At 54.7% G+C, this 14294-nt stretch carries 12 protein-coding genes; 6 read left to right on the plus strand and 6 right to left on the minus strand.

Annotated elements, in window-relative coordinates; translation table 11 throughout:
- Window positions 1-799 precede the first annotated feature (799 nt).
- The 4 genes from OOJ60_RS17645 to OOJ60_RS17660 are packed head-to-tail and all read left to right on the plus strand — an operon-like array spanning window position 800 to window position 5466.
- On the plus strand, window positions 800-3184 hold the full coding sequence (locus OOJ60_RS17645) for a DMSO/selenate family reductase complex A subunit (protein ID WP_205612946.1): 2385 nt from the start codon (window positions 800-802) through the stop codon (window positions 3182-3184).
- Window positions 3181-3810 carry a DMSO/selenate family reductase complex B subunit gene (locus tag OOJ60_RS17650; RefSeq protein WP_199957611.1) on the plus strand — a complete coding sequence of 210 codons (630 nt, stop codon included), beginning with the start codon at window positions 3181-3183 and terminating at the stop codon, window positions 3808-3810. Before OOJ60_RS17645 ends, OOJ60_RS17650 begins: the two co-directional genes overlap by 4 nt.
- Complete coding sequence (locus OOJ60_RS17655; RefSeq protein WP_060570397.1) at window positions 3803-4591, plus strand: dimethyl sulfoxide reductase anchor subunit family protein; 789 nt, start codon at window positions 3803-3805, stop codon at window positions 4589-4591. Before OOJ60_RS17650 ends, OOJ60_RS17655 begins: the two co-directional genes overlap by 8 nt.
- Window positions 4591-5466, plus strand: a complete 876-nt coding sequence (locus OOJ60_RS17660; protein ID WP_205612947.1) for a 4Fe-4S binding protein — start codon at window positions 4591-4593, stop codon at window positions 5464-5466. The genes OOJ60_RS17655 and OOJ60_RS17660 overlap by 1 nt, the downstream gene beginning before the upstream one ends.
- Window positions 5467-5512: 46 nt before the next feature.
- Here the strand turns inward: OOJ60_RS17660 and OOJ60_RS17665 are convergent, their stop codons facing one another.
- A complete protein-coding gene (locus tag OOJ60_RS17665) occupies window positions 5513-5794 on the minus strand; it encodes a YjcB family protein (RefSeq protein WP_042291177.1) in 282 nt (93 codons plus the stop codon).
- Between the two features lie 581 nt (window positions 5795-6375).
- Between OOJ60_RS17665 and OOJ60_RS17670 the strand changes: the two genes are divergently transcribed.
- On the plus strand, window positions 6376-7962 hold the full coding sequence (locus OOJ60_RS17670; RefSeq protein WP_205612986.1) for an EAL domain-containing protein: 1587 nt from the start codon (window positions 6376-6378) through the stop codon (window positions 7960-7962).
- A 2-nt stretch (window positions 7963-7964) separates the two neighbouring features.
- Here OOJ60_RS17670 and soxS read toward each other — a convergent pair whose 3' ends face one another.
- Complete coding sequence (gene soxS, locus OOJ60_RS17675; RefSeq protein WP_042291172.1) at window positions 7965-8288, minus strand: superoxide response transcriptional regulator SoxS; 324 nt, start codon at window positions 8286-8288, stop codon at window positions 7965-7967.
- A gap of 85 nt (window positions 8289-8373) precedes the next feature.
- On the opposite strand from soxS, the gene soxR reads away from it, so the two are divergent.
- Window positions 8374-8832 (plus strand): redox-sensitive transcriptional activator SoxR, encoded by a 459-nt coding sequence (gene soxR / locus OOJ60_RS17680; RefSeq protein WP_042291170.1) that lies wholly within the window; start codon window positions 8374-8376, stop codon window positions 8830-8832.
- A 45-nt stretch (window positions 8833-8877) separates the two neighbouring features.
- Here the strand turns inward: soxR and OOJ60_RS17685 are convergent, their stop codons facing one another.
- The 4 genes from OOJ60_RS17685 to OOJ60_RS17700 all read right to left on the minus strand — a co-directional run bounded on the left by OOJ60_RS17685 (window position 8878) and on the right by OOJ60_RS17700 (window position 14200).
- Complete coding sequence (locus tag OOJ60_RS17685; protein ID WP_042291168.1) at window positions 8878-10524, minus strand: Na+/H+ antiporter; 1647 nt, start codon at window positions 10522-10524, stop codon at window positions 8878-8880.
- 148 nt (window positions 10525-10672) lie between these two features.
- On the minus strand, window positions 10673-12022 hold the full coding sequence (gene ghxP / locus OOJ60_RS17690; RefSeq protein WP_042291165.1) for a guanine/hypoxanthine transporter GhxP: 1350 nt from the start codon (window positions 12020-12022) through the stop codon (window positions 10673-10675).
- Window positions 12023-12365: 343 nt separating this feature from the next.
- On the minus strand, window positions 12366-13034 hold the full coding sequence (locus OOJ60_RS17695) for a glutathione S-transferase family protein (protein WP_060570394.1): 669 nt from the start codon (window positions 13032-13034) through the stop codon (window positions 12366-12368).
- A 254-nt stretch (window positions 13035-13288) separates the two neighbouring features.
- Window positions 13289-14200, minus strand: a complete 912-nt coding sequence (locus tag OOJ60_RS17700; RefSeq protein ID WP_205612948.1) for a LysR family transcriptional regulator — start codon at window positions 14198-14200, stop codon at window positions 13289-13291.
- Between the last annotated feature and the right edge of the window lie 94 nt (window positions 14201-14294).

The following is a 14294-nucleotide window of genomic DNA, read 5'->3' on the forward strand; positions in this document are numbered from 1 at the left end:
GGTTGTCAGCGGTATTTCAACCTATGCTTTCGTAAAATATCTGGGTTAAAAGGAATAAAAATAGTCTTCCTTACATAACTTTTAAAACCTGAATAATAATGACATTAGGCAGATTCTTATGCAGTTTTAATAATTATCCTATACGCGGTCTGGTAATTAATCAGACCACGTGTCGTTAACGGAAAATACACAGTGGTTTTCCAAAAACAGGTTCAGGAGGTATTTCAGTATGAATATTACATATTTGCTATAAAACACGAGGTTGCATTACGTGGGCGGCGTCTCCTTGCGCCACCGTTTTTCCCGCTTGCCTGAATGTCCATCAATACTACCTGCTCATTGAGTCGAGGCGGGTTGTGGGTTCATCCCACAGAACAATCGACGTAACCTGCCATCTCGTTGGTGTCAAAGGCCAACCGCACTTTGCGCGCCCGCCCGGACGTTAACCCGTCGTGGTGCTCAGGCGCATAAGGTGCGCAATGAACAGGAGTAGACTTAGCCAATCGTTTCGACAGTTAATTTTTCCTGGCGCCCATTAATATGAGAATAGTTCTCACTTCAAATTTGTGGACGATTTTTTTTCACACCGGGAGGTTGTGCTTTTTTTCCCTTTTTTGAGTAAGTGTTAGGAAAACAATTATTTCGTGAATAATGAGTTAAAGAGAAAGTAAAAATATTTGGGAATGCTTCTTATTATTATAAAAAGTCTTCAAAAACACCATGGCTATTTATTTCGGTTGATAAAAATCAAATACCCAAAATGAATTACCCCTGATGATACGCTTTTTGAGGGGATGAAATGCAAGATCACGAAATAAGAGAGGATACGCCCTCTCTGAATGTCTCCCGGCGGGGCATGTTAAAAGCGAGCGCAGCGTTAGTCACGCTGCCTTTTATTTTGTCGGAACAGGCAAAAGCCGCAGAGACCGGACACGCCGACGCGTCGGTAGATACCCCGGCAGAGCGTGTAGTACCTACCTGTAGCACCTTCGACTGTGGCGGAAAGTGCGATATCCGCGCCCACGTTAGCGATGGCGTGGTGACGCAAATCACCACCCGTCCCGATAATGAATTAGATCCGGATATGCCCATTATGCGCGCCTGCGTGCGCGGACGGGGTTATCGTAAATTTGTTTATCATCCCGACCGTCTGAAATACCCAATGAAACGCGTGGGAAAACGCGGTGAAGGAAAGTTTGAACGTATTTCCTGGGCGGAAGCCGTCACACTTATTGCGGATAATTTACAACGTATTACCGAAAAATATGGCTCGGCTTCTCGCTTTGTTCATAATAACACCGCGACCAGCGGCGGAACTTTTTCCGGCGATAAAATGATTCGTCGCTTGTTAAATCAAACCGGCGGCTATCTGGAATATTACCATTCGGTGAGTCTTGGCAATACGGTTGCCGCCACCCCCTATACCTACGGCGTCGCCGCCAGCGGCAACTCGCTGGATACGCTGGAAAATACACCGCTGGTAATACTGTGGGGGCATAACCCGACAGAAACCATTTTTGGTCATACCAACCACTATTTCCAGCGGATGAAGCAGAACGGCACACGTTTTATTGTCGTGGATCCGCGTTATTCCGACACCGTTTCATCGCTGGCCGATCAATGGGTTCCCCTGCTTCCAACCACCGATAACGCGCTGATGGACGCGATGATGTACGTCATCATCAGCGAAAACCTGCATGATAAAGCGTTTATTGAACGCTATACGCTCGGCTTTGATGAAGCGTCCATGCCGGAAGGCGTTCCGGCGAACGAGTCGCTGGTCGCTTACCTGATGGGCGATAAAGACGGCGTACCTAAAACGCCGGAGTGGGCGGAAAAAATCACCCATGTGCCTGCGCAGACCATCCGCCAGCTGGCGCGCGACTATGCCACCACCAAACCGGCGGCGCTGATTCAGGGCTGGGGCCCACAGCGTCATATCTGCGGCGAACGTACCGCGCGCGGTTCCACTCTGCTGGCGACCATTACCGGCAACGTTGGCGTTAAAGGTGGCTGGGCGGCGGGCTACGGCGGTTGCGGCAATCGCCTGTTCACCACCGGTCCGGAAATGCCGGAAAACCCGGTGAAAGAGAAAATCTCGATCATGAACTGGGTGCAGGCGGCGGACGATGCCAGCAAGGTGACCCCGGAACAAGGGCTGAAGGATGCAGAGCAGCTTAAGAGCAACATCCGCATTCTCTTTTCGCTGGCGGGCAACTATCTGGTGAACCAGAACCCGGACGTTAATCAGGCGGCAAAGATCCTCGCCGACGAGTCGAAAATCGAGTTCATCGTGGTCAGCGATTTGTATATGACGCCGAGCGCGAAATATGCCGACGTTCTGCTGCCGGAAACCAGCTTTATGGAGCGCTGGAACATTGGCGAAACCTGGGGAACGGCAAACTACCTGGTGCTGTCGGAAAAACTGGTGGAACCCGACTTTGAGCGTCGCTCCGACTATGACTGGATCCGCGAAGTGGCGGCGAAGCTCGGCGTGGAACCCGCGTTCAGCGAGGGCCGCAGTGAGAAAGAGTGGATTGAGCACATCTGGGAACAGACGCGGCTGTCAATGCCGGAACAGCAGTTGCCGGACTTTGCTGAATTACAGGTGAAGCGTCGCCATCTGTTCAAGAGCAAGCCGTATGTGGCTTTTGAGGACAACATTCGCGATCCGCAAAACCATCCGTTCCCAACGCCGTCGGGTAAAATTGAGATCTTCTCGAAGCGTCTCTACGACATGCAGCATCCGGAAATTCCGGCGCTTTCGCACTACGTGCCCGCACACGAAGGGCCACAGGACGCGCTAACGAAATCCTTCCCGTTACAGATGATCACCTGGAAAGGCAAAAACCGCGCGAACTCTACCCAGTACGCGAACCCGTGGCTGCAGGAAGTGCAGGAACAGAAGCTGTGGATTAACCCGGTCGATGCACAAAAACGCGGCATTGCCCACGGCGACACCGTGCGCATCCACAACAACCGTGGTATTTGCCAGGTGCCCGCTGAGGTCACGCCGCGCATTATTCCCGGCGTGGTGGCGATGCAGGCCGGCGCGTGGTGGCAACCTGACGCAGAGGGCGTCGATCATGGCGGTTGTCCGAACGTGCTGAGCTCAACGCGTATTACGCCTCTTGCAAAAGGGAATTCACATCAAACCATGCTGGTGGAGGTCGTTAAAGCATGAGTCAATTTAAAGAGTATCCGCCCGTTAGCGACAAACAGCTTGGTTTCTTCATCGATACGTCGCGCTGCTCCGGCTGTAAGGCGTGTCAGGTGGCATGCAAAGATCGCCATAATCTGGAAGTGGGACGCCGTTTTCGTCGGGTGTATGAAGTCAATGGCGGAGGGTTTATCGCCACCGGACAGGGCGGCGTGGCGAACAACGTTTACGCGTACACGATGTCGATCTCGTGCAACCACTGTGACGACCCGATTTGCACTAAGAACTGCCCGACCACGGCGATGCACAAACGTCCAGGCGACGGCATTGTGCGGGTCAATACCGATAAATGCGTCGGCTGCGGCTATTGCGCCTGGTCATGTCCCTACGGCGCGCCGCAGATGGACACCGAGGCCGGACAGATGTCGAAATGCGATATGTGCATCGACCTGCTGGTAAAAGGCGAGCAGCCGGTGTGCGTGGCGACCTGTCCTCTGGAGGCGATTAAGTTCGGTCCGATTGACGAACTGCGCGCTAAATACGGCGATGTTTGCGATGTGCAGGGGCTGCCAGACTCCTCCATTACCCATCCGAATTTAGTGATCAAACCGCACCAGGGCGCAGAGAAGGGAGGTAAACGCCATGCATGAGTTACCGTTGCTGATTTTCACCCTGCTGGTGCAGGGCTCCGTAGGGCTGACGCTGTTTATTGCCCTGGCGACGGGCGAGAAGCGGTCGCTGCTGCCGGCGATGCTGGTTTCCTGCGTGATGGGCGGACTGGGGCTGATCGCCTCGACGCTGCACCTCGGTTACCCGCTGAATGCGTTTAATGCGCTGCGCCATGTGGAAAGTTCATGGCTGAGCCGGGAGATCGTCTTTGCCAGCCTCTATCTGGCGATTCTGGGCCTGGCAACGCTGCTGGTGATGTTGAAAAAACAGCCTTCACGCCTCCTGCTGGCGCTGGCGACCCTGGCCGGACTGGTGGATATCTACTGCATGGGCGCAATTTATGTCCATTCGTCGGTCGTGACCTGGCAGCATATCAATACCTGGGTCATGTTCTTTGGCGCGGCGGGCATTCTGGGTGCGGCGATCGGCAACGGCCTGCTGCCGGGTATCACACGGCTTCTGCGTATGGCCGCTGTGCTGGTGGTGGCGATCACCGCCATTCGTCTGCTGGTGCAGCCGGACTATGTCAACTTTCTGGCATCCGCAAGCCTGAACGAGGTGGTCACGCTGCCGCATCAGCCGCTGGTCGCGTTTCACCAACTGACAGGGCTAAGAAACGTTGCCTGGGGACTTTCCGTACTGGGTTCCTTGCTGTTCGCCATTGGCGCATGGCGCTCGTGTCGCACGGCGATGCTGCTGGGCGGGCTGGGGCTGGTTGTGGCTGAGGCGCTGCTGCGCTTTATGTTCTTCAGCATTCTTTAATGGCCCTTTTTACCCTGATGAAAACGCCCACACCGCCGGGTGTGGGCGCCTCCTGCGTACGTAAGCGTTTTCCTCAACATACCTGTGACGCCTGCCGTCAGGCCTGTCCGGCGCAGGCCATTTCGTTTTCTGCCTCTACGGTTACGCTGGACAACGATCGCTGCATTCGATGCGGTCATTGTACGTTTGTTTGTCCTGTCGATGCGCTGCAAGATCTGCCAACCGCCCGGCGTTCTTACCGTCAGCAAACGCTGGTGGCGCCGTTTACCGCCCAGGCGGCGAGTGTAGAAGAACTGCTGATGTGGCATCTTCAGTATCAGATTCGCGGACTGGAAATCGACATCGATGCATATCCCACGTGGGCGCTTGCCGTGGCGGCGTTAAATATTCGCCTTAGGGCGCTGGGGGAACCACTCTGGCAAGTGATTCCGCCGTCCGCGAAGCGCGTGAACGTGGCGCGCCGTCATTTACTGCACGTCAGCGAAGAGAAGGTGCAGACCGCGAGCGTGAACCCGTCGCCGCGTTTGCGCCGAAGCCGTATGCCGCACATGCAGGACTATGCGCTACAGCTTGATATCGCCAGTTGCGTACTCTGCGGAGCGTGTGAACGGGTTTGTCAGGAGAAGGCGATTCAGATTGGCGAACGGGCGTTACGCGCAGAGATGTCACGTTGTACGGGGTGCAATAACTGCGCGGTAGTTTGCCCGACAAAAGCGATTACGACCAGGCACAGCGTGGGCGAGAGTCAGCCAGAGCACTATCCGTTTACGCGTAAGGTCTGCCGGGACTGTCGCCGGGTGTTCGCCACGTTTGGCGCAGACGACACACAGTGTCCCATTTGCCAGCGGCATGAACACGGAATGCGGGGGCGGTAATGGACTGACCAGGCCCCCGTCGGGATTGCAAACGCGGGGCCGGGAATCAGGTCAATACCATCGGCCATTCGGGCGGGGTGTGGCTCATCACTTCGACCATAACGGATTCGATGTTTTTCCAGATGGCGGAGATATCCATCAGGGTGATGCCGAGCAGCCCGGTGGCAAACCAGCAGGCGGCGATAACGCCCAGACCGCTGCTGATAACAGCCAGGCCAATATAGTCGGATTTACGAAAACGGATATTCAGCGTACTGGCTAAAAACATCAGCACGGCACTCAGCAGTGGCCAGCGGAGAAGCACCACGCCAGTGGTTAGGGTTGCCATGAAACATTTCCTCTGAAAAGCAGGGTGCCCGGACAGCGCGGCGTTTTCACGGGCGTGTAACACTCTGGCTATCGACAGGCATTCACATTAACACGAATGAAACGTTGTTTCTGTTTCATAATTTTTGTGAACTATATCACGTTAATGAGCTTATTTTCCAGCCAGGGCGAGGATTTTTTGTTTGATTTTTAACCATGCTTTGCGTGTGGGTAAAGGTGTTCAGAGGAAGTAAAAGCATCGGGGCGTCTTGTCGGAATAGACCGTTAATAACGCGCGATTAAGCCGACCTTTTTTGGTTTGTCCAAAATAATACCGGGAAATTGAACGCCACTGCTTAATAGAAATGATGGCTTGCCAGGAATGATCCACGAAATGATATTAATAACCGCTGATATTATCAGACTTTTACTAATAAAAGTCAGTTGCTAATATTGTAGGATTCATGCAACGTAACACCCCTGTGTGATTTATACCTGTCATGCTTCAGATTGCCCGTGCGTTGGCGGCAATGGCAATTATCCAGGTATGGCATCCGGCCTCGATAATAACAGGCGTATAATATGCAGGGATATAGGGCTGAAATGAATCATCAGGCGCGACGGAAGATGCTGAGGTTTCTCGGGATAATCATGGTGGTGTTGCTTCCCATGATGTTAGCGCTATGGTTTGCCCAATTGCGAGCCGTATCCCAGACCAGTCATCAATTGCGTATATTCGCACAACTGACATTAGATAAAACTGAACTGGTTATTTTACAGGCTGACTTAGCGCGCGACGCCGCCGAACAGTATCAGGGACAAGCCTGTACCCCTGCACATCGGCAAAGAATGTTAAATATTATTCGTGGGCGTCTTTATATCAATGAGTTAATTTATGCGCAGGGTAATCGCTTTTTATGTTCAACGGTCATGGCGCCGACCACACCCTTTATTATGCCGGACGCTGAGTATAAACGAAAACCTGATGTCGCGATTTATTACTTCCGTGACACGCCCTTTTTTACAGGCTACAAAATGGCGTATATGCAGCGTGGCAATTACGTTGCAGTGATCAATCCCTTATCCTTCAGCGAAGTGATGACAGACGATCCGGCGCTTGCCTGGGGCGTTTTCGACACGGTTACCGACACGTTCTTTTCCGTCAGCGAAAAAGCGTGGGTTGCGGAGCTATTGCCGCTGGTGCGCCGCGGTCAGTCCGTGTTTCAGCAGGATGGCCGTTTTTACACGCTCGTTCATTCCGATAAACGCCCCATCGCGGTGATTGTTTCGACAACGACCGGTCGATTTTATCAAAATCTGTACCAGCAACTGCTTTTCACCCTTCCGCTTGCCGTGCTTTGCAGCATACTGCTGTTGCTGCTCTGGTCGCGGGCGCGTCGGCAATACAGGTCGCCGCCGCGGATGCTGCAGCGGGCGCTTAAACAGCGCCAATTGTGCGTACACTATCAGCCGATTATGGACATCAAAAATGAGAAATGCGTGGGCGCGGAAGCGTTGCTGCGTTGGCCTGGATACAACGGACAGGTCATGAGTCCCGCCGAATTTATCCCCCTGGCGGAAAAAGAGGGGATGATCGCGCAGATCACCGATTATGTGGTGGAGGACGTTTTCCGGGAGATGGGGGCGTTTCTGGCGGCAAACCCGTCGCTGTATATTTCGATCAATCTCTCCGCGTCAGACTTCCATTCTTCCCGACTGATTGCCCTGATCGCCAACAAAGCGCGTCAGTACGGTGTGCTTGCGCAACAGATCAAAGTGGAAGTCACTGAGCGGGGCTTTATCGACGTGCCGAAAACCACGCCGGTTATTCAGGCGTTTCGTCAGGCGGGCTACGAAGTGGCGATCGATGACTTTGGCACCGGCTATTCCAACCTGCATAACCTGTATTCCCTGAAGGTGGATATCCTGAAGATCGATAAATCGTTTATCGACACACTCACCACGAACAGCACCAGCCACCTGATCGCGGAGCATATTATCGAGATGGCCCAAAGCCTGCGGCTGAAAACCATCGCGGAAGGCGTGGAAACGGCGGATCAGGTCAACTGGTTGCTTAAGCGCGGCGTACAGTATTGTCAGGGGTGGCACTTCGCGAAAGCGCTGCCGCCGCAGGCGTTCATCGACTGGCTACAGCAGCCGCCCGCACGTCTGATGTCGCGCGGGCAGTAAACTTACAGACGATGGCGGTAGTCGCTGGGGGTACGATCAAACTCCCGGCGAAAAACGCGGGAAAAGGTCTGTTGTGATACGTAGCCTAAATCCATAGCGATATCGAAGATGGGTCGCTCGGTATTACGCAACTCCACGGCGGCTAACAGCAGTCGGCGCTGGCGGATATAGTCGCCGAGCGTCTGGCGCATCACGGTGCGGAACATCCTTTGTAAATACCATTTTGAATAGCCTGATTTTTTCGCGACCACATCAATGTTCAGCGGTTGGTCGATATGTTCATCAATCCATTCAACAAGGGTCTGAATAATTTGCTGATGGGACATAGCGTTGCCTCTTTTTCAGGGTTCGATTCGTCTTTTGTCTGCGGGCGAGTATAATTCCTCAAGTTAACTTGAGGTAAAGCGATTTATGGAAAAGAAATTACCCCGCATAAAAGCCTTGCTGACGCCGGGCGAAGTGGCGAAACGCAGCGGTGTGGCGGTATCCGCGCTGCACTTCTATGAAAGTAAAGGGTTGATTAGCAGTACTCGTAACAGCGGCAATCAGCGGCGGTATAAGCGCGATGTGTTGCGTTATGTGGCGATCATTAAGATTGCCCAACGGATCGGCATTCCGCTGGCGACCATCAGCGAGGCGCTTGGGGTACTGCCGGAAGGCCATACGTTGAGTGCGAAGGAGTGGAAGCAGCTCTCTTCGCAATGGCGGGATGAACTGGACCGTCGCATTCATACGCTGGTGGCGCTGCGCGATGAGCTGGACGGTTGTATCGGCTGCGGCTGCTTATCGCGTAAGGATTGCCCGTTGCGGAACCCTGGCGACCGACTTGGTGAACAGGGGACCGGCGCGCGGCTGCTGGAGGATGATTAACGTTTTTCGCCGGCCCGGACCGCTAAGCGCATCCGGGCGACAGGATTACTGATTCTCAATCAACAGCGCTTCCAGCAAATCAAGGTCATGCAGCAGCTTTTGCAGAGTCTCATTGCTGATCTCACGCGTGGCGCGCAGGTGGTACAACTCCGCGCGTTCAGAACGCAGCGCGGCAAGGCGGAAACGACGCTCGAGGTTCTCTTCCTGTAGCGAACTTTCGACATCGTTGCGTCCGTCAGCGCGGCGACGCAGGTTACCGATGACCCGCGAACTCACTTCGGTCAGCAGTTGGTTGTCGATGTTCTCCTCGGTATCCGCCGCCAGACGCTCTTCCATTTTCTGAATCGCTACTATCGCCACTTCTGCCGTTGCCGCGCGCGCGATGCGTTCCTCTTTCAGTTGCTGCGAATGGTCAGCCACTTCCAGATGTTGCAGCAGTATCGGCAGCATTATCACGCCAACGAACAGCGAGAACAGGATCACCCCGGCGGCGAGGAACACCAGTTCGTAACGCGCCGGGAAAACGTTGCCATCCGGCAGCAGCAGAGGAATGGAGAGCACACCCGCCAGCGTGATTGCCCCGCGCACCCCCGCGAAAGAGGCGATAAGAATTTCACGCGTGGTCCACGATCCAAACTCCATCGGTTTCTTTTTCAAAAAACGCATGCTGAATTTTTTCATCGTCCACAGCCAGCCGAAGCGCACCAGCATCAGCGCGACGTAAATCAGCACGATGTCGGTAAACAGCATCCAGATTTCGACGTTTGGATCGGCTTCCGCCGCCACCAGCGACGACTCGAGAATACCAGGCAGTTGCAGGCCCAACAGTAAAAAGACCATGCCGTTAAACACAAACTCCAGCATCGCCCAGGTACTGTTGGCGCGCAGACGCATAGCCAGCGGCGCGCGGCGCATGACGCCGGAACGGGTGATGGTCATCCCGGCGGCGACTGCCGCCAGAATTCCCGACACGCCGATGTGTTCGGCAATCAGGTAAGAGGCGAACGGCAGCAGGAACAGCAGCACGATCTGTGTCGCGGGTTCATCGCCGCCCCAGCGGCTAAGAAAACGCAGCGAACGCCCGTACAGCCAACTGACCACAAAGCCCGCGAGGATACCGCCAATCGCCACCTTAAGAAATTCCACGGTTGCGCCGCCAACGGTAAAGATCATTGTGCCCATCGCCACCGCGACGGCAAACTTCAGCGACACCAGACCAGAAGCGTCATTCATTAACGCTTCGCCCTGTAAAATGCCCATGATCTTCTTCGGAATACGTCCTTCACCGACGATGCCGGAAAGCGCCACCGCATCGGTTGGCGACAGCACCGCCGCCAGCGCAAAAGCGGGTATCAACGGGATGCCCGGCACCAGCCAGTAAATCAGAAAACCGATGCCGACAACGGTGACAATCACCAGCGCCAGCGCCAGACCGAAGATCTCTCGCCCGTGTTCAAGGAATTCGCGCGTCGGCGTCTTCCAGCCGTCGGCGAACAGCAGCGGCGGAATAAACAGAACTAAAAACAGTTCGGGATCAAATTCCACATGCAGACCAAATGTGGGCCATGCCAGCAGCGCGCCGATGGCAATCTGCATGAGGGGTAAGGGGAGCTGGAAGGGCAATACGCGCGTAAATACCCCGGACAGCGAGACCACAAGGGTCATGATGAGTATTGTGAAAAAAATTTCCATGCGTTCCCTGTTTGCGATGTTTTTTATGTGCCTGAGAGGCTTCGTGCCTCGATTTTACCTTTTTCAGAGTATCGCAAAAGACAACGAAATGTGCGGTGAAAATAAAAACGGGCGGCCAAAGCCACCCGTTTTCGGAATCACTTCGCGATCAAATCGCCCAGCCGCCCGCGTAGAACGTCACCAGCGCGATGGCGATCACCACCGTACCCACGTTCAGCTTGCGCCATTCGCCGGAAACCAGACGACCAATCACCAGCGTGGCAAAGCCGATCATGATGCCGGTAACGATATTACAGGTCAGCACGATGAACACCGCTGTGACCAGACCCGCCATCGCGTCGACGAAGTCGGCGAAATCAATTTTCGCCACGTTGCTCAGCATTAACAGGCCCACGTACATTAGCGCAGGCGCCGTCGCGTATACCGGCACCAGATAGGACAGCGGAGAGAGGAACAGGATCAGCAGGAACAGAACGCCGACGGTGATCGCTGTCAGGCCGGTTTTACCGCCCGCTGCCGTCCCTGCCGCGGATTCGATATACACCGCTGCCGGCGCTGCGCCCACCAGACCGGAGAACACGCTGCTCAGGGAATCTGTGGTCAGCGCTTTGCCGCCGTCGATGATCTGGCCGTCTTTGTCGAGCAGATTCGCCTGCCCCGCCACGGCGCGGATGGTGCCGGTTGCGTCAAACACTGCGGTCATAACCAGCGCCAGCACGCTTGGCAGCACCACCGGATTCAGCGCGCCCATGATATCCAGGCTGCCAATCAGCGATTTGCCGTTTTCATCGCTCAGCGACGGCATCGCGAAAATGCCGGAGAATTTCACCGCCGGATCACAGATCAGCCCGACAATCGAAATACCAATGATGGTCAACAAAATGCCGCCCGGCACTTTCAGCTTTTCAAGGCCGAGGATTACCGCCAGTCCGACCAGCGACATGATCACCGGGAACGTTGCGAAGTCACCCAGCGCCACCGGCAGGCCATCCAGTGGGTTTTTGATTACCAGGCCTACGCCATTTGCCGCAATTAGCAGCAAAAACAGGCCGATACCAATACCGGTACCATGCGCGACGCCCTGCGGCAGGTTGCGCAAAATCCAGCTACGAATGCCGGTCGCAGAGATAATGGTAAACAGAATCCCCATCAGGAATACCGCGCCCAGCGCCACCGGCACGCTGATCTGCTGACCGAGCACCAGGCTGAACGCGGTAAACGCGGTCAGTGAAATGGCGCAACCGATCGCCAGCGGCAGATTCGCCCACAGCCCCATAACGATGGAGCCTAACCCCGCCACCAGACAGGTCGCGACAAATACCGCGGCTGGCGGAAAGCCAGCTTTGCCCAGCATGCCCGGCACCACGATAACCGAGTACACCATCGCCAGAAACGTTGTTAACCCGGCAACCACTTCCTGACGGACAGTGCTTCCACGTTGTGAAATTTTAAACCAGGCGTCAAGTGAACCGCCGGTACGCGCTGAAGGCGTAGACATAGAAAACATCCCCTGAGAGTTTATTTGTCGTCTTTATGCGTGGTGGACAATCCACTGCCAGCGAAACGTCAATTCCCTGTGCTCTGTCGCGACAAAAGGGGAGTCGCAAAAAGCAAACGTTTAGCTCCGCGCATAAAAAAACGGGTAGTAAAAAAAAGCAAACGATTATCCAGCGATCATATGGCGATTTTCAACTGAACTTTGTCGCTTTTTATGCATTTCTTGCGTTAACGACGAAGAAATCATCAACTGATGCGCAAACGTTACCGTCGATGCGCAATCTGGCAACATAATTTGCCGTGTCGTTTCGCCCATGCGCGGGGCACAGGAGACATTTTCGTCCTCACCCGCCGGGGATCTCAAAGGGGCCGCCCTGTTGAATCGCTCGCTGCCAGGCCGGACGCATTTCCACCCGTTTTTTCCATGCCTCGATGTGGGAGAGATTATCGATGCCGCCGCGCGCCAGTAGAGCAAACAGCGGGAAACTCATCTGAATGTCGGCCATGCTGAACGGTTCTCCGGCAAACCAGAGATGTTCGGCAAGGTGAGCGTCAATGAAACGCGCGTGGGTTTCCAGTTGTGGATTGAGATACGCTTTCTGCACGCCTTTTCCCAACGCACCGCCCAGCGTGCGCAAGCCAAAGGGAACCGGCGGCTTGCCAAGACTGACAAAGACCAGTTTCATCAGCAGTAACGGCATGAGCGAACCTTCCGCATAGTGCAGCCAGAATCGGTACTGCCGCTTCTGTTCCGCGTCGGCGGGTTTAAATTTGCCTTCGCTGTCGTAGGTTTCCTGCAAATATTCAAGGATTGCACCCGATTCCGCAATGACGACGCCGTTATCCTCCACCACGGGCGACTTGCCGAGCGGATGCACTTTTTTCAACGCCGGCGGGGCAAGCAGGGTCTTTTCACGCTGGTAACGGACAATCTGGTAGGGCAGCGATAGTTCTTCCAGCGCCCAGAGAATGCGCTGGGAACGAGACTGGTTTAAATGATGTACCGTTAGCATGTGAGGCTCCTGTGAATTTATCTTCTTAACTATAGAAAATTGTGGAAGATGACGAAAAAAATTCGGCTAAAAAATCACCACGTCGGCTGGCAAACAGGCGGCCTCGGCATACACTTACAGTATCAACACAAACCGGAACCTCCACCACGTGCTCGAATGAGGGGTGTTGACGTCGGGGGAAACCCTCCCGTGAACTCAGCGGGATAGAGAGAAAGACAAAGACCGGAAAACAACTAAAGCGCCCTTGTGGCGCTTTAGTTTTTTGCCGGGTTGATGGTTTGCGATGCCCCTGCCCAGAATCCTTCGCAACATGAAAGCCACGCTTTGGCGCTATGGGAAAGGTAGACCCCTTCGCGCCAAATCATCCCGAGCTGCCAGCGCAGTTCGCTTTCCAGCGGGATCCAGCGCAGCGTGTTTTTATCCAGCCGTTCACAGATGGGCTCCGGCAGAATAGCAATGCCGACGCCTGCCTGTACCATCGCCGCAAGAAAATCCCACTGTCCGCTGCGTACCGCAATGCGCGGCTTGACGTCGCGTTCGCTAAAAAGCTGCATCAACTGACGGCTCAGGGCGAAATCTTCGTTGTAAATCAGCAGCGGGTGCTCCGCCAGCGTTTCGGGGGAAACGGACTCACAGGTTGTCCACTGACCGGCACGGGGCGCCAGGACGCAAAGCGGATGGTTAAACAGCGGCAGGGTCGCCAGACCGCTTTCTGCTTCTATCGGCAGCGCGGTCATCGCCACGTCCAGTTCGCCATTCATCACCGCCTGTTGCACCGTCAGGCCGCCAAACTCCGCGACCTTCAGCTCGACGCCCGGATAGCGCTGGCGAAACAGACTGATAGGACCCGCCATCAACATGCCGACCATGGGCGGAATGCCTAACCGTAGCAGGCCTTTGTTGAGATGGTTGATGTCTCCCAGCTCCGCTTCCAGTTGGCGAAACTCCGCCAGAATCGCCAGCCCGCGCTCAAACACCACCCGTCCGGTGTCCGTGAGCAAAAGCTTGCGCCCGTCGCGGATCAGCAGCGTGCAGTTAAGCTCGTCTTCAAGATTTTTTAACATCTTGCTGATGGTGGGTTGCGTGACATACAACTTCTCCGCCGCGCGGGTGAAACTCTGCTGGCGCACCACCTCGACAAAATAACGCAGCGTTCTGATGTCCATGACTATTCCTTACGACTATGCCCGCAATGATTTTAATTCATTTCTTTCATCGACGGGCGCTCTCTATACTGGCGCTCCGAATTATTTTTCAGGA

The organism is Citrobacter sp. R4 (assembly GCF_026719175.1).
In the GTDB taxonomy this organism is placed as follows: Bacteria; Pseudomonadota; Gammaproteobacteria; order Enterobacterales; family Enterobacteriaceae; genus Citrobacter_A; species Citrobacter_A sedlakii.